Source organism: Cystobacter fuscus, from assembly GCF_044360685.1.
GTDB classification, from domain to species: Bacteria; Myxococcota; Myxococcia; order Myxococcales; family Myxococcaceae; genus Cystobacter; species Cystobacter fuscus_C.
In genome coordinates this window covers 9,779,930-9,802,711 of record NZ_CP043491.1, presented here as the reverse complement: position 1 = coordinate 9,802,711, position 22,782 = coordinate 9,779,930, and the positions used below count along the sequence as shown (strand labels likewise).

The 22,782-nt window shown below is 69.1% G+C and carries 18 protein-coding genes; 7 read left to right on the top strand and 11 right to left on the bottom strand.

What is annotated here, in order from left to right; genetic code table 11:
- The first annotated feature begins 34 nt into the window (after window positions 1–34).
- From F0U63_RS40165 to F0U63_RS40150, 4 genes are all read left to right on the top strand, one after another.
- The gene (locus tag F0U63_RS40165; protein ID WP_395838762.1) at window positions 35–1,240 is read left to right on the top strand and encodes an acetyl-CoA C-acetyltransferase; all 1,206 of its coding nucleotides are present in this window, start codon (window positions 35–37) and stop codon (window positions 1,238–1,240) included.
- Window positions 1,241–1,272: 32 nt separating this feature from the next.
- On the top strand, window positions 1,273–1,488 hold the full coding sequence (locus F0U63_RS40160; protein WP_071899186.1) for a hypothetical protein: 216 nt from the start codon (window positions 1,273–1,275) through the stop codon (window positions 1,486–1,488).
- Window positions 1,489–1,651: 163 nt separating this feature from the next.
- Window positions 1,652–1,849: a hypothetical protein gene (locus F0U63_RS40155; protein WP_095990234.1), complete on the top strand. Its 198-nt coding sequence runs from the start codon at window positions 1,652–1,654 to the stop codon at window positions 1,847–1,849.
- Window positions 1,850–2,019: 170 nt separating this feature from the next.
- Window positions 2,020–2,730, top strand: a complete 711-nt coding sequence (locus tag F0U63_RS40150) for a DUF1751 domain-containing protein (RefSeq protein ID WP_395838760.1) — start codon at window positions 2,020–2,022, stop codon at window positions 2,728–2,730.
- Here the strand turns inward: F0U63_RS40150 and F0U63_RS40145 are convergent.
- Window positions 2,690–4,387 carry a sigma 54-interacting transcriptional regulator gene (locus F0U63_RS40145; RefSeq protein WP_395838758.1) on the bottom strand — a complete coding sequence of 566 codons (1,698 nt, stop codon included), beginning with the start codon at window positions 4,385–4,387 and terminating at the stop codon, window positions 2,690–2,692. The two genes, F0U63_RS40150 and F0U63_RS40145, sit on opposite strands and share 41 nt — an antisense overlap.
- Window positions 4,388–4,521: 134 nt before the next feature.
- Between F0U63_RS40145 and F0U63_RS40140 the strand changes: the two genes are divergently transcribed.
- From F0U63_RS40140 to F0U63_RS40130, 3 genes are all read left to right on the top strand, one after another.
- The gene (locus tag F0U63_RS40140; RefSeq protein ID WP_395838756.1) at window positions 4,522–4,809 is read left to right on the top strand and encodes a hypothetical protein; all 288 of its coding nucleotides are present in this window, start codon (window positions 4,522–4,524) and stop codon (window positions 4,807–4,809) included.
- Window positions 4,806–5,459 (top strand): YceI family protein, encoded by a 654-nt coding sequence (locus F0U63_RS40135; RefSeq protein WP_395838754.1) that lies wholly within the window; start codon window positions 4,806–4,808, stop codon window positions 5,457–5,459. The genes F0U63_RS40140 and F0U63_RS40135 overlap by 4 nt, the downstream gene beginning before the upstream one ends.
- A 106-nt stretch (window positions 5,460–5,565) precedes the next feature.
- Window positions 5,566–6,063: a hypothetical protein gene (locus F0U63_RS40130; protein ID WP_395838752.1), complete on the top strand. Its 498-nt coding sequence runs from the start codon at window positions 5,566–5,568 to the stop codon at window positions 6,061–6,063.
- A gap of 21 nt (window positions 6,064–6,084) precedes the next feature.
- On the opposite strand, the gene F0U63_RS40125 is transcribed toward F0U63_RS40130, so the two are convergent.
- From F0U63_RS40125 to F0U63_RS40080, 10 genes are all read right to left on the bottom strand, one after another.
- The gene (locus tag F0U63_RS40125) at window positions 6,085–7,194 is read right to left on the bottom strand and encodes an NAD(P)/FAD-dependent oxidoreductase (protein WP_395838750.1); all 1,110 of its coding nucleotides are present in this window, start codon (window positions 7,192–7,194) and stop codon (window positions 6,085–6,087) included.
- A gap of 12 nt (window positions 7,195–7,206) precedes the next feature.
- Window positions 7,207–7,785, bottom strand: coding sequence for an isoprenylcysteine carboxyl methyltransferase family protein (locus F0U63_RS40120; RefSeq protein WP_395838748.1), 579 nt, complete (start codon window positions 7,783–7,785; stop codon window positions 7,207–7,209).
- A 163-nt stretch (window positions 7,786–7,948) separates the two neighbouring features.
- A complete protein-coding gene (locus F0U63_RS40115; protein WP_395838746.1) occupies window positions 7,949–12,256 on the bottom strand; it encodes a DUF6982 domain-containing protein in 4,308 nt (1,435 codons plus the stop codon).
- A gap of 128 nt (window positions 12,257–12,384) precedes the next feature.
- On the bottom strand, window positions 12,385–13,842 hold the full coding sequence (locus tag F0U63_RS40110; protein WP_395838744.1) for a peptidase MA family metallohydrolase: 1,458 nt from the start codon (window positions 13,840–13,842) through the stop codon (window positions 12,385–12,387).
- A 67-nt stretch (window positions 13,843–13,909) separates the two neighbouring features.
- Window positions 13,910–15,265 carry a hypothetical protein gene (locus F0U63_RS40105; RefSeq protein ID WP_395838742.1) on the bottom strand — a complete coding sequence of 452 codons (1,356 nt, stop codon included), beginning with the start codon at window positions 15,263–15,265 and terminating at the stop codon, window positions 13,910–13,912.
- 91 nt (window positions 15,266–15,356) lie between these two features.
- On the bottom strand, window positions 15,357–17,768 hold the full coding sequence (locus F0U63_RS40100) for a glycoside hydrolase family 65 protein (RefSeq protein ID WP_395838740.1): 2,412 nt from the start codon (window positions 17,766–17,768) through the stop codon (window positions 15,357–15,359).
- Complete coding sequence (locus F0U63_RS40095) at window positions 17,765–18,574, bottom strand: HAD family hydrolase (RefSeq protein ID WP_395838738.1); 810 nt, start codon at window positions 18,572–18,574, stop codon at window positions 17,765–17,767. Before F0U63_RS40095 ends, F0U63_RS40100 begins: the two co-directional genes overlap by 4 nt.
- 174 nt (window positions 18,575–18,748) lie before the next feature.
- Window positions 18,749–19,396, bottom strand: a complete 648-nt coding sequence (locus F0U63_RS40090; RefSeq protein ID WP_395838736.1) for a hypothetical protein — start codon at window positions 19,394–19,396, stop codon at window positions 18,749–18,751.
- On the bottom strand, window positions 19,393–21,237 hold the full coding sequence (locus F0U63_RS40085) for an AHH domain-containing protein (RefSeq protein ID WP_395838734.1): 1,845 nt from the start codon (window positions 21,235–21,237) through the stop codon (window positions 19,393–19,395). Before F0U63_RS40085 ends, F0U63_RS40090 begins: the two co-directional genes overlap by 4 nt.
- Window positions 21,238–21,766: 529 nt before the next feature.
- Window positions 21,767–22,660, bottom strand: a complete 894-nt coding sequence (locus F0U63_RS40080) for a hypothetical protein (RefSeq protein WP_395838732.1) — start codon at window positions 22,658–22,660, stop codon at window positions 21,767–21,769.
- Window positions 22,661–22,782 lie beyond the last annotated feature (122 nt).

The following is a 22,782-nucleotide window of genomic DNA, read 5'->3' as shown; positions in this document are numbered from 1 at the left end:
ACCGCGCACCGGTGGAGAGTAGGAAGAGTCATCTATGAAGAGCCTGTCCAAGAGCGAAGAAATCTATTTCCTGTCCGGGAAGCGGACGCCGTTTGGGACGTACGGTGGCGCGTTGAAGGACGTGAGCGCCACGGACCTGGCCATCGAGTCCGCCCGGGCCGCGCTCGTGCAGGCCAGGGTCTCGCCCGAGTCCATCCAGCACGTCATCTATGGCAACGTGGTGCAGACGAGCGCGGACGCCATCTACCTGCCCCGCCACGTGGGCCTCAAGACGGGGGTGCCGGTGCCGGTGCCCGCACTGGGCGTCAACCGGCTGTGCGGCTCGGGCTTCCAGGCCTTCGTGAACGCCGCGGAGATGATGCTCACCGAGCAGGCCGACTGCGTGCTCGCCGGGGGCACCGAGTCCATGAGCCAGGCGCCCCACGTCATCCGCGGCGCGCGCTTCGGTATTCCCCTGGGCATGGGCAAGGGCAGCGGCATGGAGGACATGCTCTGGAGCGCCCTCACGGACAGCTATACCGGGAATCCCATGGCGATGACCGCCGAGCAGCTCGCGGTGGACTACGCGCTGTCGCAGGACGCGGTGGACGAGTACGCGGTGCTCACCCAGAAGCGCTTCGCCGCCGCGCAGGAGTCCGGCCGCTTCGCCCAGGAGATCTCCCCCGTCACGCTCAAGGGCAAGAAGGGCGATACGGTCTTCAGCCGGGACGAGCACAACCGGCCGGACACCTCGCTCGAGGGGCTCAAGAAGCTGCCCAAGGTCTTCAAGAAGGACGGCGTGGTGCACGCGGGCGCGGCCAGCGGCATCTGCGACGGCGCGGGCTCCATGGTGATGGCCACCCGGAGCTTCGTGGAGAAGCACGGGCTGACGCCCATCGCCCGGCTGGTCAACTGGGGCATCTCCGGGTGTGATCCGAAGGTGATGGGCATCGGCCCCGCGCCGGCCATCCGCCGGCTGCTCGAGCGCGCCCAGTGCAAGCTCGGCGACGTGGACCTCTTCGAGGTGAACGAGGCCTTCGCGCCGCAGTTCCTCGCGGTGGAGAAGGAGCTGGGGCTGCCGCGCGAGCGCACCAACGTCAACGGGGGCGCCATCGCCGTGGGCCACCCGCTGGGTGCCTCGGGCGCGCGCATCACCATGACGCTCGCCTATGAACTCAAGCGCCAGGGAGCCCGCTATGGCATCGGCTCGGCGTGCATCGGGGGCGGCCAGGGAATCGCGCTCCTCATCGAAGCGCTCTAAGAGGCGCTCTCAAGAGAATGGATCCGATGACGATGAGCAACGAGCTGGATGCGAAGGCGGCCCGGGAGCGGGCCAAGGCGATCGCCGAGCAGCGGCGGGCCGAGCGGCGCAACCGCAAGCGCCGCTGCGTGGTGTGCGGTCTGGAGGAGAGCGACAAGGCGCCCCTGGTGGCCCACCCCGATGGCATCGGGCCGTCCTGCAAGGACGACCTGTCCTGCCAGGCCCGCCGCGCCTCGGGTACGCGCTGAGCCCCCGCCCGGGTACGTCCCGGGCCACCCTCCCACTCCCAGAGGTAGGGTGGGAGGACGCCCCGGATTGTGGTCCAGCGGGTGGAAATCGGGGTCGTTTCCTTGATGGCCGTCAAGACTCGCGGTAAACCTGCGGAATCTCTTCGGCTGCATGAGGATCGGAATGGCCGTTACCAACTTCACGGGAGTGAAGGTGTTCTCCACGACGCTCGCGCGTGATCGCGAGAACATGGGCGAGAACATCACCAAGTGGCTCAAGGAGAATCCGAACGCGGACGTGGTGGACAAGACGGTCACGCAGTCCTCCGACAAGGAGTTCCACTGCCTGACCATCACCCTGTTCTACCGCCATAAGTCCTGAGTCGGACGTCGGCCGAGGCCGATTCGCACGAAGGCGCTCTTCCCGGATACAGGGGGAAGGGCGCCTTTCGTCATTTGGACTGGGCGGTAGTGGACGGAAACGGTTGCCAAGCGCGCGGCGTTTCCCCACCTTTGTCCGACTGCTGGATACTCCGGGTGGAGGGTGACGTGATGAGACCGATGCGAAGCTTTGGCGGGGGCGGGTTCGGCTTCGCCGGTGTGGAATCCATGGCCGCCAAGCTGGCCATCGGGCTGGTGGCGGGCTCGGTGCTCTCCCTGCTGCTGCGTCCGGCGGGAGACCTGTTGCTGCTGTCGCCCGAGGGCGTGCTGTCCCAGTTGTGGCTGTGGCAGCCCTTCACCTACGGCTTCATCGAGCGCAGCCCGCTGGGCATCATCTTCGGGGCGATGATCCTCTACTCCATCGGCGGTGGCCTGGAGATGAGCTGGGGTCCACGCCGCCTGCTGGCGGTGGTGTGGGGCGGCTCGGTGCTCGCGGGCCTGCTCACCGTCGCGGTGAGCCTCTTCACGCGCCTGCCCAACGGCTACACGGGCGGCGGGGTGATGACGACCCTGGCCTGGGTGACCTACGGCCTGTCGCTCGGACGCGCCCAGTCGAACTTCTGGGGCATCCCCGTCACCGGCAACGTACTGGCCGGCATTGGCGCGGGCTTCGTCCTGCTCAACGGCCTCACCGCCGGGTGGGTGACCCAGATTCCCGAACTGTTCGCGCTCGTCATCGCCTTCGTGGCCACGCGCGGCTTCAACCCCCGGCACCTGTGGCTGCGCGTGCAGCACTGGCGGCTGCAGCGGCAGCTGCGCGGGCGCTCGCGCCACCTGCGTGTCATCTCCGAGGAGCGGCCGAACGACCGCTACCTGAACTGAGCTCCCCCGTGCCCGGGGGCGGCGGCTCGGGGGGCTCGCCGTACTGCTTGAGCTTGCGGTAGAGCGTGGCGATGCCGATGTCGAGCTGCTCGGCGGTGCGGGCCCGGTTGCCGCCATTGCGCGCCAGCACCGCGAGCACGTACTCGCGCTCCATTGCCTCCAGGGTGCGCGGTTGCTCTCCGGGCAGGATGCTCGGGGGCGCCGCACGCACCTCTTCCGGCAGATCGTCCTTCTCCACCCGCGCGCCCTCGCACAGTGCCACGGCGCGCTCGATGGCGTTGCCCAGCTCGCGCACGTTGCCCGGCCACTCGTAGCGCAGCAGTTGCTCGGCCGCCTCCGGCGACAGCCCCATCACCCGCCGCCCGAGCCGCTCCGTCGCCTCCGCCAGCAACAGCCGCGCGAGCGGCAGCAGATCGTCCCGGCGCTCGCGCAGCGGCGGCACCTTGAGCTCGATGACGCGCAGCCGGTAGTACAGGTCCTGCCGGAAGCGGCCGGCGGCCACCTCGGCGGGGAGCTGGCGGTTGGTGGCCGCCACCAGACGCACGTCCACCTTGCGGCTCACGTTCTCCCCCACGCGCCGCACCTCGCGCTCCTGGAGCACGCGCAAGAGCCGGGCCTGCATCGCCGCGGGCACCTCGCCCACCTCGTCGAGGAAGAGCGTGCCGCCGTGCGCCGCCTCGAAGAGCCCCGGCCGGTCATGGGTGGCGCCGGTGAAGGCGCCGCGCACGTGGCCGAACAGCTCGCTCTCCAGCAGGCTCTCCGTCACCGCCGCGCAGTTGACCGCGATGAAGGCCTTGTGCGCCCGGCCCGACTCCTCGTGGATGAGCCGCGCGATGCGCTCCTTGCCCACGCCACTCTCGCCGGTGATGAGCACCGTGGAGTCCACCCGGGCCGCGCGGCGCGACAAGTCCAGCACCCGCTTCATGGTCTCGGTGCGCGCCACCATTCCCGCGGGGTCCTCCTTCACGCCCGACACCCGCGCGAGCGTCTGGCGCCGGGCGCGCAGCTCCCGCTCGGCCTCCTTGAGCGCGTTCGTCACCTGCGCGAGCGTTCCCTCCATGCACTGCGTCTCGTAGAAGCGCAGCGCCTGGCGGCACTCCGGGTGCCACTCCTCCTCGGGCTTGCCGATGATCTGGCAGACGGGGTCTCCCTTGCCCACGCAGCGCGTCTCGATGCAGTAGATGGGCTTGCCGTTGGTGTAGCTCATGTAGCCGCTGGCGAAGCCCGTGAGCGACCAGCACACCGGCTCCTCCGCCGTGCCCAGGTGCAACAGGTGCTGCTCGGCCTCGTACGAGTCGCGCCACAGCGCCTCGGCGAAGGGCGCCGGGCCGTCCTCCTCGCGGCGCTCCACCGGCTCGAGCACCACCAGGCCCTGCAGGGTGTGCAGCCGTCCTCCCGAGCGGCGCCAGTGCGACTCATCCGTCCAGGGGATGGCGCCCTTCATCGTCTCCGCCGTGCGCCAGCCGTGCGCGAAACCCAGCCGCGTGAGCAGTCCCCGCGCCGCCGTCACCCCCAGCGTCTCGATGAGCTCCTTGCGCAACAGCCCCATGGCCACCGGATCCCACAGCAACACCCGCTGGCCCGCGAAGTGGATGAGCCCTCCGTGGGGGTCGAACGTCAGCAGCTCGCGCAGATCCAGCGGGGGCAGGGGCTCCATGGCATCCTCTCGAAATGAGTGGTCAACCTATCATTTTGAGAGGCCGTCCGCGAGTCCAGTGGAGAGTGTCCGAGTAGTTTCAAGGGGTTGGCGGGTTGGGTTCCATGGCTCGGGGCTTGCTGTAGAGTCCGGGCATGCATTCGGACATCCAGGGAGGCGAGGTGGCGGCAGGGGCGGTGGCCCCGGCGCTCTTCGTGTCACCTGGCGCGCGGTGCTGGAGCGATGCACCGGATCGCCGGCTCGCGCATCCCTATGCCGAACGCTTGTCGCCGTTGTTCTTCGTCCTCGGTGCCGCCCTCCCCGAGGACCGGGTCATCCCCCGTATTCGAGGGTTTTCATCACGCGGGCTCGTCCATGCGCAGCTGCGCGCTGCGCGGCTGCGCCGCCTTTCGTTCGTGCCCCCAGCTGGAGATACACCATGAAGATGTTCATGAAGTCCGCCGTCGCCGCCCTCGTGCTCGCCGCCCCCTCCGCCTTCGCCACCGAGTACGTCATCGACTCGGGTCACTCGAGCGCGGCCTTCTCCGTGAAGCACATGATGGTGTCGAACGTGCGCGGCGCGTTCTCGAAGGTGACCGGCACCGCCAACATCGATGAGAAGGACCTGACCAAGTCCACCATCGAGGCGACCATCGACGCCACCACCATCAACACCAACGAGCCCAAGCGCGACGAGCACCTGCGCAGCGCGGAGTTCTTCGACACCGCGAAGTACCCGACCATCACCTTCAAGTCGACGAAGGTCGCCAAGGCCGGCAAGAACCTCAAGGTGACGGGCGACCTCACCCTGCACGGCGTGACCAAGCCGGTGGTGCTGGACGTGGAGGGCTTCACCACCGAGTCGAAGGATCCCTGGGGCAACTTCAAGCGCGGCGGCTCGGCCACCACGAAGATCAACCGCAAGGACTTCGGCCTGAGCTGGAACTCGGCCATCGAGACGGGCGGCGTGGCCGTGGGTGAGGAAGTGGCGATCACCATCGACCTGGAGCTCAACAAGAAGCAGGAGGCCGCTCCGGCCGCCGCTGCTCCGGCCGCCGCCCCTGCCGCCCCCGCCGCCAAGAGCACGAAGTAGTTCCCGGCGAAGTCCGGTGTAGCACCCGGCGGGGCCCTGGCAACGGGGCCCCGTCGTCGTTGGTGCTCCTTGGCTCGTGCCCCGGGATGAGGCATCGTGGTGTTTCATGATGAACACGAGATGTTCGCGGGCGTCGCGCTGGCGCGCGTTCGCTGGTGCCTTGATCGCCACCTGTGCCCTGTGGGGAGGAGGCGAGCGCACCGCCGAGGCCCGTGAGGCCCCAGCGCAGGGCGCGCCCGAGAAGAAGGCACCCGAGAAGAAAGCGCCGGAGAAGAAGGCACCCGAGAAGAAGGCGCCGAGCAAGAAGGCTCCCGGCAAGACCCCGCCCGCCAAGGCGGCCAAGCCCTCGGTGGATCCCGCCGCGCTCTTCACGAAGCTCGGCTGCCCGGTGTGTCACGCGCCCGGTGCCCGCTACCACGGGAAGATCCTCTCGGCCCCCTACAAGGAGCCGGAGATGCTGGCGAAGTGGATCCGCAACCCCGAGAAGTTCCTCCCCAGCACGGCGATGCCCTCCTACGAGACGATGCTCGACGAGCCGAGCGCGCTCGCCCTGGCGCGCTGGCTCCATGAGGCCGGTCCCGGCTCTCCGACGCACGGTTATTAGGGGCCCCGCGCGGCCGCGCGCTCACGGCTCGATGACCTGGTTGAGCATCCACTCGAAGAGGGAGGGGACGCGGGCGAGCTGTCGGATGATCCGGGCACGCAATCCGGGACGCCGCGCCAGGGTGAGCAGCAGCCGGGTGAAGAACACGTAGCGGAGATAGGGCGCGCGCACGGCCCGCTCATAGCTGGCGAGCGACGCGCGTGACGCCCCGTTCGCGAGCACCTCGGGCAGCCGCCGTCCCAGCTCGGCCGCGGAGCGGAAGGCGAGCGTCAGCCCCTCACCGGTGATGGCATCCACGTACCCCGCCGCGTCTCCCACCAGCACGAAGCGGTCCAGGCTCCGGGCGCGCACGCCGCGCTCCAGGGGGCCCGCGCCTCGTGGCGAGGAGTCCGGGGCCATGCCCGCGAGCCGGGCCTCCAACGCGGGGAAGTGGCGCACGAGCTCGGCGAAGCCGATGTGCCCCTGCATTCCTCCGTCCTGCCAGAGGAAGGCCACGCCCACGCGCTCGCCACCCGCGGGCGTGACATAGGCCTCCACGCCCTGGGCGAAGTGGACCTCCACGAAGGGGGTCCAGGGCTTCATCCGGAAGTGCTGGCGCAGGCCGTAGCGCTTGGGCGCCGAGGCGGGCGACTCCACGTCCAGGCCCTGGTCCCGCCGCAGTGGCGAGGCCAGTCCATCCGCGGCCACCAGCAGGCGCGCCTCCACCTGCTCTCCGGTGGCGGTCGTCAGCCGCACGCGCTCGGACGTCCGATCCACCACGGTCACCTGGGCGTGTTCGCGGATCTCCACGCCCACGTTCCGGGCCACGCGCTCCAGCGCCGTCTCCAGGGCGAGCCGGCGGATGCCGAGCCCACCGGGCGAGGGCAAGCGGCCCTCGACCGAGGTGCCATCCTCCTGGAGGTAGCGGATGCCCACGATGGGGGCACAGTCGGCCGGGGTGAGGTGCTCGCGCGCCCCGAGCGCCTCGAGCTCGCGCAGCCCCGCGGGCATCAACCCCTCCCCACAGGCCTTGTCGCGGGGCAGTCCCTGCCGCTCGAGCAGGAGTGTGGGGATTCCCCGCCGCGCGGCATGGATGGCCACCGCGAGCCCCGCGGGTCCACCTCCCACGATCGCCACGTCCGTCTTCGTCATGGCGCGGCGGCCTCAGCGCGGCTCATGGACGCTTCCGGGAATGAAGCGGGGACGTGCCTGGAAGGCCTGACGGTACTCGGCGCCGAGCGCCGCCTCCTCCGCGCGGATGCGCACGGTGAGCAGCACCGCGTTGGCCACCGAGAACACGAGGGCCGTCAGGTAGCCCCCGTGGATGAGGGGGATGCACACCATCTCCAGGATGACCGCGACGTAGTTGGGATGGCGCACGAAGCGGTAGGGGCCGGAGGTGACTGGCTGGGCCCCGGGAATGAAGATGATGCGCGTGTTCCAGCGCTCGCCGAGCGTGGAGATCGCCCAGTAGCGCAGCGCCTGCGCCGCCACGGCCCCTACGAGCGCGGCCCACCCCAGTGCTCCCGGGAAGGCCCGCTGGAAGACGAGCACCTCGCCCACGCAGGCCAGCAGGAACGCCGTGTGGAGCACCGTCATCACCCGGTAGTGCCCCTGGCCGACTTCCCGGCCTCCCTGGGCCAGCGCCCGGCGCGCGTTGCGCGCGGAGAGGACCAGCTCGAAGAGGCGCTCGACCAGGATGAACCCCAGGAAGAGCAGGTAGGCCCGTGCGGAATCGGACATCACCATCGCAGCTACACCCGTTCCAAGATGAAACGGCCTCCCCGCAACCCGGAGGTTGCAAGGGGCCGTTGGTTCAAGGGCGTTCTGGATGGCGAGCGCCCGCGGGGAAGATAGGCCCGCGGGTCCGCTCACGCACCCACTCGGGGAAGACTCCGAGTGGAACTCAACCTTCCGCGACGGTCTGCACGCTGGAGCGATAGATGAAGATGCGCGAGGTGTTGGTACGGGTGTCCGCGGGGATGACGAAGAAGCCCTGGCCCGTGCCCTGGTAGTCGTTGGAGAAGCCCGCGACCTGGCGGCCGTCGTTGAAGGTGACGCGGATCTTCTGTCCCTCGGGTTGAGGGGGACGGCTGCCGGTGGCGAGCATGAAGAAGATGGCCTTCACGCGCTGGATGGCGATGGACTCGGGGGCGAAGCCGGCCTGCTGCTCCAGGGGGATGGCCGCGTCGAGCAGGTCCACGTCGCGGATGGCGCCCCGCTTCACCTGTCCCTCCACCGTATGGATGATGACGCGGTGCTCGCCCGCGATGAAGGCGTTGAGGGGAGCCACGGCGGCCTGAGCGGGCGGCGGGGTCGTCACGGTCGCCATGGCCTGTCGCGAGGCTCGCGGCGGCGGAGCGCCGGGCACGAGGGCGGCGGGCGCGGTCGGGATGGCGAAGACCGGCGGAGTGGTCTGGGCCCTCGGGAGCGGCGCGGGCGCGGCGGGAGGCGCCACGGGCGCGGGCGGAGGTGTCACGGGCGCGGGCGGAGGCGCCGTGGGGAGCGCCACGTTTCGAGGCGCCGGAGCCGCGGCGGGAGCCGGAGCCCTGGGGGCGGGCACGGGCGCGGGCGGAGGCGCGACGGGAGCCGGCGCCACCGCCGGAGCCTCCTCGGCGGCATCCGAGAGATCGATCTCCTGGAAGTCCATCGTGGCCAGACGCACCGGCTCGGGCTCGGCTTCCATGACGGGGAGGTCGGGCTCGGCGGGCGGCGGTGGCTCGGCGGGCGCGGCGCTCTCCTGGGCTTGTTCCCACGACTCGGAGGCGGCGGGAGCGCTCCATTCGCTCTGCATGGGGCTGGCCCAGGTGGAGTCCTGCTCCGCGGCGGGAGCGCTCCATTCAGGTGCGGCCGTCCCCGAGGCGGGCTCCGACGCCGCCCATTCGGAGGAGGCCTGCTCGCCCGGCGCACCCCACTGCGAGGCGGCGCCATCCGTCGACCACTCGGGCTGGGCGGGAGCCGTCCAGTGGGCGGAGTCCTGGCCCGGGAGTGGCTCGTGCGCGGGCATGGCCCACTCGGGCTGGGCCTCGGCGGCCGGCTGGGCCTCCGCTGACGCGCTCCAGTCGGAATGCGTGTCGGTGGTGGGCGCGTAGGGGTCGGCGGGTGCGGACCAATCCGTCTGAGCCCCGGTGTCGGGTTGGGCCTCGGCGCTCGCCCACCCGCCCTGGGCACTCCACTCGGGCTGGGCCTCCATCACAGGCTGGGCGCCCCATTCGGGCTGGGCCTCCGGTTGGGCGCCCCACTCGGTCTGGGCTGGCTGAGCTTCTGGCTGGGCGCCCCACTCGGGCTGGGCTTCCGACTGCGCGGCCCACTCGGACTGGGCTTCCGGCTGGGCGCCCCACTCGGGCTGAGCCTCTGGTTGGGCACCCCACTCGGGTTGTGCCTCCGGCTGAGCGCTCCACTCGGGCTGCGCCTCCATGACCGGCTGGGCTTCCGACTGCGCGGCCCACTCGGACTGGGCTTCCGGCTGGGCGCCCCACTCGGGTTGCGCCTCCATGACCGGCTGGGCTTCCGACTGCGCGGCCCACTCGGACTGGGCTTCCGGCTGGGCGCCCCACTCGGGCTGGGCTTCCGGCTGCGCGGCCCACTCGGGCTGAGCCTCTGGCTGGGCGCCCCACTCGGGCTGAGCCTCCATGGCCGGCTGGGCTTCCGACTGAGCGGCCCACTCGGGCTGAGCCTCCATGACCGGCTGGGCTTCCTCGGGCTGGGCTTCCAGCACCGGCTGGGCCTCCGGCTGAGCGGCCCACTCGGGCTGAGCCTCCATGACCGGCTGAGCTTCCTCGGGCTGAGCCTCCAACACCGGCTGGGCTTCCGCTTGAGCGGCCCACTCGGGCTGAGCCTCCAGCACGGGCTGGCCCTCTTCGGGCTGAGCCTCCAACACCGGCTGGGCCTCCGCTTGAGCGGCCCACTCGGGTTGAGCCTCCAGCACGGGCTGGCCCTCTTCGGGCTGAGCCTCCAACACCGGCTGGGCTTCCTCGGGTTGGGCCTCCAGCACAGGCTGAGCCTCCGGCTGAGCGGCCCACTCGGGCTGAGCCTCCATGACCGGCTGGGCCTCTTCAGGCTGGGCCTCCAACTCCGGCTGGGCCTCCGGCTGAGCGGCCCACTCGGGCTGAGCCTCGATGGGGGCCGGCTCGCTGGCGGGAGTGGACCACTCGGCCTGGGCTTCGGTGGCCGGGACCGCTTCGCTCGGAGTGCTCCAGTCCGCGGAGTCGCTCGACCCGTTGCCGTCGTACGGCGTGCCGTAGGCATACGTCCCCTCGGCGGCGCTGGTCTCCTGGGCGGGCTGCTCGCTCTCCGGCCGGTGTCCCCAGGTGGCGCTCGCCGAGATGAACTCCGGCGTGCTCATGAAGTCCGCGGCGCTCTGCAACTGGAGCGGCTCCGACGTGCCGTGGTCCAGGTCGTTGCTCATCCAGCTCGAGCGGATGTCCGCCTCGAGCGGCACCGGCTCGTCGGACACCGTGCCGTTGGCGTGCCGCGTGTTGTGTCCCAGGTAGTCGGAGGCGCTGGTGAGTGGGACGGGGTCTCCCGGATGGCCCGTGTCGAACGTCTGCTCACCCGTGCCCCAGTCCGACGGCTGGGTGGCCTCGGGGTTGAACGAGTCGGCGACTTCGACGGTGTCCGCCACCAGATCGGGTCCCACCTGCACCGGATTGAGCTCCAGCGAGGTCGGATGGTAATCGGCCGGGTCTTCCACGGCGGCCGGAGCGGGCTCCATCTCGGCGCCGAGGTCGGCCACGTCGAAGGTGGGTTGCTCCGTGGACTCGGGCTCCGCCGCGAGCTGCGCGGAGGGCGGTGGCTCGACGGGCGCGCTCGGTGCCACCTCCGGCGCGGTCTCCCACGGGGTCTCCAGCGAGGCGTCCGTGGGGGCCGGTTCGGGCGCGGCCTCGAGTTCGGAGACGTCGAACGTGGGCGCCTCGTCGGCCGCGGGGGTCTCCGCGGGGGCGGGGTAGGGTTGTGGTTCCGCATAGGCGGGCAGCGCGTACGACGCGGTGACCTCCATCCGGTCCGCTTCCCTCAGGGCCTCTTCGGTGGACGTGGGCTCGAAGGAGCGATGTTCGCTGGCGTCCGTCCAGGCGTCCTCGGTGGGCGGAGGCGCCGAGGTGGCGCCGTCCACCGCGAGCGGCGCGGAGGCCCATTCCTCGGAGACGGGAGCCATGGGCTCCTCGGCGAACATCGGCTCGGCCGGGAGCGGTCCCTCCGCGGTGTCGAGCACCGAGATGTCCGTGGCCGGGATGTCGAGGGTCTGGGGATGCGCCAGCAACTCCTCGTGCACGGGCGGCGGGGAGGAGACGGGGATGGGGTCCGCGTCGGTGTTGAGCGAGGAGAAGTCGTCCTCACCCAGTTCCTGGATGGGCTCCGAGGCGCTCCTCACGGGAGCGGGAGCCGGCGCGGGAGGCGGGGGCGCGAGCGCGGTGGCCGAGGGAGTGGTGGTGTCCTCCCAGTCGCTCATGTCGACCGTCTCGACAGGCTCGGGAATGCTGATGGCCTCGCTGACGGGCGTCAGGTCGGTGTCGGCCACCTCGAAGACATCGTCGGCGGGCTGTCCCCCATCCAGGGACAGGGGTTCGGGGTCGAGCGGAAGCGCGGTCAGCTCGGTGGTGGGCGGGACCTCGAGAACGGCATCGTTCGCATCCTGGGCCGACAGGGGCTGGGCGGAAGGGGCCGTGTCGCCTGAGTCCTGCTGCGCGTAGGCCTGGGGGTCATAGGCCTGGGGCTGCTGGGGATCGTAGCCAGCGGGGTAGGCGTACCACTGGCCATCATCGCCGTAGTAGCCCTGGGGCTGCTGCTGCGCGTAGGCCTGGGGATCATAGGCCTGGGGCTGCTGGGGATCGTAGCCAGCGGGGTAGGCGTACCACTGACCATCGTCGCCGTAGTAGCCCTGGGGCTGCTGCTGCGCGTAGGCCTGGGGGTCATAGGCCTGGGGCTGCTGGGGATCGTAGCCAGCGGGGTAGGCGTACCACTGGCCATCGTCGCCGTAGTAGCCCTGGGGCTGCTGGGGATCGTAGCCAGCGGGGTAGGCGTACCACTGGCCATCATCGCCGTAGTAGCCCTGGGGCTGCTGCGCGTAGTCCGCGGCCTCCGTGGACGCACCCTGGCCGCCCAGGAGTCCCTGGAGCTCGGTCCATCGAGCTTGTTCCGCCGGGGAAAGACTCCCCTGCGTCCGCTTCTCATCCAGGAAGCGAAACTCCCTCATCGCCACGCTCGTGTCGGACATCCGTCACCTCGCTGCGAACCGGAGAGCCGGCTCTCCCGTCACAGCGCCAAGCAAGAAACTTTCCGCGCGCAAGTCTAGGAGAGTCAGCAAGGGGGGTAAACTTCACGAACGCGGATTCCGCCTGCCTGTTACCTGCGCGAGAGAGCCGCCTTCACCGCTTCGTCCAATTGCGTCACGCTCCGGCCGTACTGGTGCTGGAGCGCCTCCTCGAAGGTGGAGCCCTGGCCGACCTGACGGATGAGGCCGAGGAGCCGGCCGGGCCCTCCCTGACTCAGCAGTTCGCGCACCGCCATGCCCGCGGTGCCATAGGCCAGGGCCGGGTCCCCCTGCTGGATGAGGGCCTCGCCCGCCATCCGGGACAGCGAGGGGAGCTGACCGGCCTGGGCCGCGCCCCGCAGGCGGTTGACGAGCGAGTAGGGCGGCTTGTCGCTGCCCAGGTAACGCCACTCCACGTACTCCGCGAGCCCCTCGTTGAGCCAGACGGGGACGGGTTGGCCGCCCGCGTCGGCGCCCACGAGGTCATCCACCACGGCGTGCACGTACTCGTGCACGAGGGTGGCCTTGGTCTGGGGGGTGAGCTCGGCGGCGTCGTTGATGCGGATGGCGCCCGCGGAGTACAGGCCGGCCACGGCGCGCGCGAGGGCGGCGCCCTGGTGGGTGCGGAACTCCTCGCGGGTGTAGAGGACGACGTCGACGGGCGTCTCGCGCGCCTCGCCGAGCACCTGGCGGGTATGGGTGCGCGCCTCGTCGAGCGCGGCGACGATGCGGCCCTCGTACTCGGCGCGCTGGCCGAAGTCGCGCGCGTTGTTGAAGTACTTCACGATGAAGCGGCTGTTGGCGCGCGTGCGCATGCCGTCCTCGCCCACGCTGGAGGCGAAGGCGAGCCCCGAGGTGGACGCCGGGCGCGAGGGCGGAGCCTCCGCCTCGCCCGAGAAGCGCCGCTCGATGGCGAGGAGCTGGGCGCGCGCCGCGTTCTCCTCGTTCGCCGCGGCGAGGGCCTTCTGCATCAGGGCCTGGGCCTGGGGCGCCTCGGGGGCGCGAGAGGGAACGCGCCGCAGCACCGCGAGCGCCCCCTCCGCGTCCTTGTCCTCGAGCAGCAGCCGGCCCAGTTCCAGCCCGAAGTAGCCCTGCTTGGGGAAGTGCTCCAGTCCCTGGCGCAGGGCCTCCTCGGCGGCGCCGCGCTGGTCGGTGACGAGCGCCGTGCGGACCAGGCAGCGCAGGCCCCGCACCGTTTCCAGGAAGTTCACGGCGCGCTCGGCGAGCGAGTACGCCATGACGGCATCCGAGCCGGCGAGGGTCTCGCATCCCTGGAGCAGGGCGGTGGCGATGGTGCGGCGCTCGGCGGGGGAATGGGTCTTGGGTTTCACCGCGGCCCAGGCCAGGTACAGCTCATCCCAGTTGCCCTGGGCGGCGAGCTTCTGGGCCTGCGCCGGCGTGGGGGGGGCGGCCGAGAGCAGGGCGGAGAGGAGCAGGGCACGCATGCGCGCCGCAGTATGGCCGAGCCCACGCGCCCGGGCGAGCCGGAAGTCTTCCCAGGTGGGTCCTCCAGCAGGCTCTTGCAGGTAGTCCCTCGCGGACCCGGGCACCTGCCTTCCTTTTATTTATCGGGTTTCGAAGTCGAGCCGGCTCGACCGCGAAGGATGACGAGGCGGCTCAGGGACATTCGTAGCGGAAGTCGCGGCGCACGGGCCCCTCATCCAGGCCCGGCGTGCCCGAGTACTCCTCGTGCACCAGCCGGCCCGTGGCATCCCGGACGTGCGTGCGCTGGGCATCCACCGCTCCGTCCTCGTTGTTGTCCCACTCGTCGAGCGCGACGATCGGGGTGCCACAGATGAAGGTGGTACGGCGGGTGATGCGCTGGTGGGTCCAGTAGTCCTCGCAGGCACCGATCTGGCAGTCACCGAGATGGAAGACATCCTTCGCGAACCGCTCGCGCCAGCCCGCCGGATCGTGGACGGTGGTGGTGAGGGACTCGCTCGAGGTGGTGAACGTGCTGGAGGACGTCCTCACGCGGATGAGGCGGCCCGACGCGTCGTAGGCCAGCGTGGAGTCGCTCCCGCCAGCGCTATACTCCCAGCCCGAGTGGATGAGCCGGCCGGCCTCGTCGTACTCATCGAAGTAGGAGTTGTATCCCGCCATCGACCAGTCATGGCGTTTGAGCTGGCCATTGGGCCAGTAGGAGAAGGTCGCGCAGCGGTTTTCATCCCGGCCGCAGATGTCGGCGCTGTCGATGGAGATCAGCCGGCCCGCCGCGTCGTACGCGTAGTGGCTCGTGATGACAATGGTGTTGTAGTGGCCGACCACCTGGGAGATGCGGCCCTGGGTGTCGTAGGTGATGTCGAGCGAGTTCGTGCCGTACCAGTTCCATCCCGTCATGACCCGCCGCAAGAGCCGCCGCTGCGCGTCGTAGGTCCACTCCGTCTGCTCGAACCGCCCATCCGGGTAGTCCACCCGGCGCAGCAGCTCGAGCCCGTTCCGCCAGGTGTGGGTCTCCACGGAGGCGAGCGCTCCCGTGGCGGTATAGGTGCGCAGCTCCAGCAAACGGCTGTCGGCGTCATACCGGGCGCGCTGCGTGGTGCCATCCGCGAACTCGGAGGACACCTCGCAAGCCGTGGCCCGTACCGGAGGCGTGGTGTACGTCCACGGGATGCAGGCCCGCGGCGGCAGTGAAGGCTCGGCCTCCAGGGGCGAAGGCGTGCCACCGTCTCCAGGAGGCGTGCCGCCATCCGAGGGAGGCGTGCCGCCATCCGAGGGAGGCGTGCCACCGTCTCCAGGAGGCGTGCCGCCATCCGTCGGCGCGGGGCTTCCCGCGTCCGGCGGGGCGCCGCCTCCGCCGGGAGGCGTGGAGCCATCGGGCGTGGGAGATGGTGTGCCCGGGCCAGTGCCAGGAGGGGGGCCCGTCCGCTCGCCATTTCCTGGCGTCTCCGGGGACGGAGGTGGAGTGGAGGAACCGCATCCGATCAACGCCAGACAGACGCCCAGCGCCCATGCCCCGTGCCATCGCCCCATTGACTCCCCTCCGTGGGCGCAAGCTGTTCATTGATTGCCCGATCGCCAAGTCTGGAGTTGGCCGCGCTCGCTGGCTCGCCTCCCGTTTCGCTCAGGCGAGGCGCAGCTCCTGGGTCTCGCAGGACTGGAGCCGCAGACACTCACCCCGCACACAGACTTCCAGCGGCTGCTCCAGGGGGCTCCACAGGCCGGTGAGCCGCAGCACGGCCGGAGTGAGCTCCACCTCCACCCAATGCTTGTGATAGCGCAGCGAGAACTTCAGCCGCTTCACCTCCTGGGGCAGGTGGGGATTGAAGTGCAACACGCCTGCCCGGACCTCGAGGCCCGTGTACGCGCGCTGCAGCAGGTCCACCGTGCCCGCCATGGCGCCCAGGTGGATGCCCTCGGGCGTCGTCCCGCCCTGCACGTCCGAGATGTCGCTGCGCAGGGCCTCGTTGAAGAGCCGCCACGAGGCCTCCCGGTCACTGCGTGCCAGCACCCACGAGTGCACCACCCCGCTGAGTGTCGAGCCGTGCGAGGTCCGTTGCAGGTAGTAATCCACGGTGCGCGGGATCATCTCCGGCTCGAACGGGTAGCCGAGCCGCTCGAAGAGCTCGCGCAGCTCGTCGGCCGAGAAGAGATAGAAGAGCATCAACACGTCCGCCTGCTTCGACAGCTTGTAGCGGTTGGGCGAGTCCCCCTCGGCTTCCAGGATGCGATCCAACCGATGGATGTCCGGGTAGCGCCCGCGGTACGCCTTCCAGTCGAACTCCTGGAGGCGCTCGTAGCCCTCGAACTGGCTGAGCACCCCGTCCTGGTGGAACACCAGCCGCATCTTCCGGCTCACCTCGTCCCAGCGCTTGAGCTCCGAGTGCTCCAGCCGCAAGGACTCGAGGAGCTCCGCGCGGCGCTCGCGCGGCAGCAGGTGGAGGGTCTCCAACGCCTTGCTCAGCACCCACACCGCCATGAGGTTGGTATAGGCGTTGTTGTCCAGCCCGGGCCCGGACCGGTCCGGGTAGCCCGTGTGGTACTCGTCTGGCCCCATCACGTTCTTGATTTCGTAGCGCCCCAGCACGGGATTCCACTGGGCCAGGCTCGCCCAGAAGCGCGCCAGCTCCAGCATCATCTCGGCCCCGTAGTAGTAGAGGAACTCCGAGTCGGCCGTGGCCCGATGGTATTGCCAGACATTGTAGGCGACGGCCGCGTTGATGTGCCGTTGCAGCCACGTCACGTCCTCCACCCACCGCCCCGAGCGGGGATTGAGGTGCAGCCGCTGGCTCTCCTCGCGGCCGTTGCTGCCGCTCTGCCAGGGGAACATCGCTCCCTGGAAGCCCGCCTCGCGTGCCGCCTGGCGCGCCCGTCCCAGCCGCCGGTAGCGGTAGCGCAGGATGGCGCGGGTGAGGAAGGGCAGCCTCAGGTTGAGGAAGGGGAAGATGAACAGCTCGTCCCAGAAGATGTGCCCCCGGTATGCCTCGCCATGCCAGCCGCGCGCGGGCACGCCCACGTCCTGGTCGATGCTGTGCGGGGACACTGTCTGCAACAGGTGGAAGATGTGCAGGCGCAGCACGCGCTGGGGCTCGTCCTGCCCGTCCAGCTCCAGCTCGATGTCGACCCGGCGCCACAGGTGCGACCAGGCCTGGACGTGCGTGGCCACCAGCTCCTCGAAGCGCCCGGGGGCCGTCTTCAGCGCCTCCCGGGCCTCCATCGCCGCCTCGGACACGGCGGGATCCTTGGACGAGTACAGCGCGACCACCTTCTCCACGTTGAGGCGCTGACCCTCGGTCAGCGTCACGGTGAACTCGTGCGCGAGGAAGCCCTCCTCCTGCAGGAGCGTCTTCTGGAGCACCGCTGGGTGCCCCTCCACGAACAGCCGGGTGCGCGCCGCCTCCGCCACCTCCAGGCGCGACTGCACCGTCTCGACCTCCAGCAGCAGCGTCTCCGGATCCACCGCCTCGGCCACGAGCAACCGCAGGTGCCGGCCATTGAGCTGCCGGTAGCGGGCCACGCCCGCGTTCACCACCCGCCCATCCAGCCCCGAGCGCACCTGGACGCGCCCGCTCCAGTTCTCGGGCACGAGCACCAGCTCCTGTCCCGCCAGGTGCTTGTCGCCCATGTGCACGAACCGGCGTTGCTCCAGGCGCGTCCTGCGGCCCGCCGCGTCCTCGAAGCGCACCGTGCGCAGCAGCAGCCCTCGTTCCAGGTCCAGCACCTGCCGGTATTCCAGCGGGGTGACGGAACGCACGTCGAACCAGTCGCCGCCCTCGAGCCGGAAGGTCAGGGGCAGCCAGTTGGGCATGTTGACGAGATCCTCGTTCTCCACCACCCGCCCGGCGAGATCCGTCTTCAACCGGTTGTAGCCGCCCGCGAGGTAGGTGCCCGGGTAGTGCGTCCCCTCCGCGTGGGCCTCGGGCGCGGCCCCGCGCGTGGCGAAGTAGCCATTGCCCAGCGTGCAGAGCGCCTCGCGCAATCCTTCCCTCGCGAGTTCGAAGCCTTCATAGGTGAACAGCCATTGTTTCCGGCTCATGGCATCGCTTCCTCGGCGTGGAACTCCGGACGCGGGGGCGCTGTACCCTCCACGCGCACGGCGGACAGTTCCTCCACCTCCACGTCCGCGCCAGCTCGCAGCAGGGCGCCCGTCTCTCCCGAGCGGCGGACTCCGATGACGAGCGCGAAGCCTCCGAGGCGCCCGGCCCGCACTCCCGCCTGGGCGTCCTCGAACACCGCGGTCCGCGCCGGCACCGCCCCCAGACGCCGGGCGCCCTCGAGGAACGTGTCGGGAGCGGGCTTGCCCGCGAGGCCCAGCTTCCCGGCCTCCACTCCATCCACGCGGGCGTCGAACAGGTGCTCCAAGCCTCCCAGTCGCAGCACCGCCGCGCCGTTGCGGCTGGAGGTCACCACCGCCGTGCGCAGGCCCGCCGCGCGCACCCGCTCCAGCAAGGCCACCGCCGCCGGGTCCACTTCCACGCCTCGCCGCTCCAGCTCCTCGAGGAACCAGGCGTTCTTGCGCTCTCCCAGCCCGTGAACTGTCTCCGCGTCCGGGCCATCGGCGGGGGAGCCCTCGGGGAGGGACAGGCCCCGGCTCGCCAGGAAGCAGCGGATGCCCTCCAGCCGGGGCCGTCCATCCACGTACCCGCGATAGTCCTCCTGCGTGAAGGGCCGGAAGTCCCGGGCCGGGTCCGCCGCATGCTTCCAGAGGAACGTGTCGAACAGCCGCTTCCACGCGGCGGCATGCACCTGGGCGGTCCGGGTCACCACGCCATCCAGATCGAACAGGACCGCGTCGAGTTCCCCACGCGACAGGATGACGACCACGGGGTCGGGCGAGGACATGGCGGGGCACTCCTGGAGGGCACGGTGCCTCTCCGCCTTCACGCTATGCACGCGCCCCGTCTGCGGGTCAGTGTCGTTGGGGGGTCAGGTCCCGGTGCCAGGCGATGGCTCCCTGGACCGGGCGAACACCTGCCCGGCTTGCTTCCGCTTGAGGACCAGGTGCCGACGAGCGACTCACCGCTGCGGGCGCCACCATAGGCCTTTCAGTCCCGCCTTGTCACAGGCCTGCTTCGCTTCTTCCGTGAAGCAGTAGAAGGTCAGTTCGGGTACACTGAAGACCGGTGGGAATTCGCCGTCCGGCGTGCGCAGCTCGAGGTGCTGGGCCTCTTCCATTCCCAGGTAGCTCACATCTGCCTGTTGGAATGGCACGCCGTTGACGAGCGTACGGTCACGATCGAGGCAATCGATCTCCTCCATGAGTTGCAGGATGACGAAGTCATCATTCCTCAGCGTGGGGTCCTGCACTTCGTACCAGGTGCGCCGCCGCGTCAACCTGTCGATCACGAGGTGCTTGATTTTGTCCGAGTAGATCGTCGCTGGGATCAGCCGATAGTGAAACGGCTTCACGGACTCGAGTACGCGCACCATCCTCTTGGAGATCAACAAGAGACCCATGGGCGCGGTGAAGATGTGATCAAGCCATGCGGCATGCTCCAGGTTTCCGACGAACTCGATGACCTGGGGAGCGCCACATCGCTCATGGTAGTCCACGCCTGGCTGGAAGAACGTAGCGCCTTCGAACCCATCGAACTCGATGAGGACGGCATCGAACACATCCTCTTCCTGGATGTGTGCCGCGTCAGCTGTCAGTCCATGAATCATGCAGTAAAGCTGGCTCCATTGGGTCGCAACTCCTGCATCGCCAGCTTCTTTCCCACTGGGATGCCATCCTCGATGAGTTCCTTCAGCACCTTCTCCGGGAGGCTACCAGACTCGATCGCCTTGCGCAGATCGTTCTCGATCTTCAAGATCAAGCTTTCGATCACGTTGGGTGCGAGCTTGGAAGGAGTGGACAGCCTCCTCGTTGCATCGTCGAGCTTGGAGATGACGTACTTGTTGTATTCGGGGTGGCTACCAAGGTGCAGGATCTTTCCCTCCGTGTTCTTGGTGGCTGGCATGTCGAGGATGTTCGTTCCGTGATCAATCGTGTACTTTTCGACGCGCTCGAGCGCTTCCCGGAGCAGTGGGTGGCGTTGAGCAACTGCGTCCGGGATCAGGTGGTGCAGTTGGTTGCCAGCGCTGATTCGAGCTGCGGCCGCTTCGCGGGCGGGCCCACCCTGCGTCTTTTCTATCCAGTCCAGGTAGTTCGTCCGATAACGGCTGTAGATACTGATGCGGTTGGCCCCGTCCACCTTGAGAACGATCAATCCGTCCTCCGTCACCGTGAGCGCCGCGTGCTCGTCGCCTTGTGCTTTTCCTTTCAGGCGACGTAGCCGGTACGGCTGCGGGCCCTCCTTCAGCACATCCAACTGGTAGCCGGCCGCCTCCAGCTCCTTTTTGAGAGCGTTGAACGCTTGCGTACCTGGCTTCGGAATGCGGTGTCCAATGTAATCCTTGATCTTGTCCCAGTTCGGGAGCTTTTCCAGCAGCTTCTCCAGCTCGGCGTCGTTGAGCGTTCTGTTGGTGAGCTCCTTGCCGGTGGATGTGCCCCTGGCTTCATTCATGCTCGTGGAGAGGACGCTCGCCATGGGCTTGATGGAGATGGTCGTCGCGCCCGTGGCGGTGATGCTGCCAGGATGGAACACAGGCACGGCGACCGCACGGCCGTTTCCTCCCACTCCCGCCATCATGACCATGCGTGGCGGTGTGATCTTCACCCCCGCGGCCAGCTTCAACCCACGCCCGAGGTTCGACTTCATGCCGATCTTCGCCAGCACGGCCATGGCGATGCACACCAGCATGCGGATGAAGGACTTGCTGGCCGCCGCGAGCTGTGCCATCTCCCCATGGGCCTTCCATGCCCGTGTGATCCAATCCTGGGCATGTTTCAGTGCTTCGACCCCGGCCTCGACCATTCCCTGAGCTCCAAAAGCCGCCAGCCCCAGTTGGATGACTGCCGCCGCGAGCTGCCCCACACCCGTGGGGGTCGTAGCCAGGAATGCCGATAGCGCCTCCGCCGCGATGAACGCCGCCACGATCCCCACGATCTCTCCGAGATGCTCGCGGAGCGCATTCGCATACTCACCGGCGACGGCCTCGAAGTACCTAGGCGACATCCTCACCGAGGCGATGATGTCCTCCAGGTGTTGCGCCGCCTTCTTCGCGGATGCGAACGCGCCTCCTGTGATGGAGCCACTCGGCACGAGCTTCTGCAACTGATTGGCTAAAGCCATGCTGACCAGCCAGATGCGATGGTCCGCGACGAGTTGCACATCGTCACCGATGCGTCGGATGCCCGCGCGGCCAGCCTGTTGGTTCACGTAGAGGATGACGTTCTCGTAGAATCGCAGGTCGCGACCCGGCTCGATGCCCCGGTGATAGAGGCGCGCCGCGACCGGCTCGAGCATGTCGCCCGGCTTGACGTGGTAGAGCGTCGCGGACAGCTCGGGAAGCTGGGTTGTGATGCGGAAGCCTTGTACATACCCACGCAGCAGGTGGTTACCAATGATGGTCGCGACATATGACCATTCTGGCTTCTGCGGGTGGGGACGGATGAGGGTCACGGGCGTGCCTGGCGGCAGTGGCACCGTCGTCAGACATTTCGTCCCAGGCAGTTCCGCCGGGGCGGTTCGGATGTTCGCTCCATCGCCGTGATCGATGAACCCGCTCTGAACGGCCAGCGTGCCTCCCCACAGGGCCCGTAAATGAATCCGGGGCGACAGCAGAGCAAGAACGACACGGGCAGGGCAAGTGACCTTCCCTCGACTCCTTCCCTCCCTCCTGAAGTCCAGGACCGGGTCCGCCGCCTGCTTCCAGAGGTACGTGTCGAACAGCCGCTTTCACGCGAAGGCATGCACCTGGGCGGTTCAGGTCACCACTCCATCCAGGTCGAACAGGACCGCGTCGAGTTCCCCACGCGACAGGAGGACGACCACGGGTTCGGGCGAGGACATGGCGGGGCACTCCTGGAGGGCACGGTGCCTCTCCGCCTTCACGCTATGCACGCGCCCCGTCTGCGGGTCAGTACTGTGCGAACACCTGCCTGGCTTGCTTCCGCTCGAGGAAGCAAGCCACGTCCCTGAGCGGAGCCCCTCACCGCCGTGAGTAGGTGCCTTGGGGGACGGGTTCCACTCCGTAGGTGAAGATGAACTCCTCGCCCTGGTGCATTTCTCGGGTATGCACGGTCCCATCATCGCGGCACCAGTCCATCTGGTCCTCGCGCAGCGAGCGCGTCAGGTAGGGCAGGAGTGTCCGCGGATCCGTCACGAGTTCGAAGCGCTTGAGGGCCCGGGCCCGCTCGCATGGATCAGACGCCCGGTACGGGTGGAGGGGCTCGGTCACCGAGAGCACCCGCACACATTTCTTCTCCGAGTCGTCCTGTGAGCACGCGACTCCTGTTTCGATCGTGATGCGCTCCTCGGCTTCCATCTCCTCCCGCTCGAGGGAGCTCTGCCCCACCCACATCCTAGTCTTGAGCCGCACCGTCTCTCCCGGCACGAACATGACGTCGCGCCAGCGTCCCACGCGCTGCATCCAGCGCTCCCGGGCCACCTCCTCCCGCGCCGCCTCCAGCTGCTCGCGAACCGCGGCGGCCTGCTCGTCACTGAGCGGCAACGCGTTCAGCAAGCCCAGGGCTTCCGATTCCTCGTGCGACTCGTGGCTCACGAAGTCGCCCTGGGCGTCGAAGATGATCGAACTCTCGGGGTCCGCCATCGCGGAGAGCGGGGACTGGGAGGTACCGGCCTCCTCTCGAACGAGCAGCCGCCGCTGTCCCTCCTCGGGTCCTGGCCGCATCGACCACCAGTAGGTCCGCTGGCCTTGGGAGCCGCTGATGAGGAGGGTGTGGGTGACCCTGGCGGAGAGCTGCTCCGGCCACGCGAACCGCAGGACGACTGCTCCTTCGGGTACTGGCTTGTGTGAAGCAGAGGAGGTGACGCAGGCACACAGCCCAGTGAGCAGGGCGGCGGACAACGATGAGCGAAGCATGGGGTTCATGATGCCCGCAGGATAGTCGAAGCGCTTCATGTGCGAAGGAACTGCACAGGTCGACGCCGTGGGCCTTGGGCTCGCGCCGCGAGTGCGCCAGGAACGCCTTGCATCCATGGACC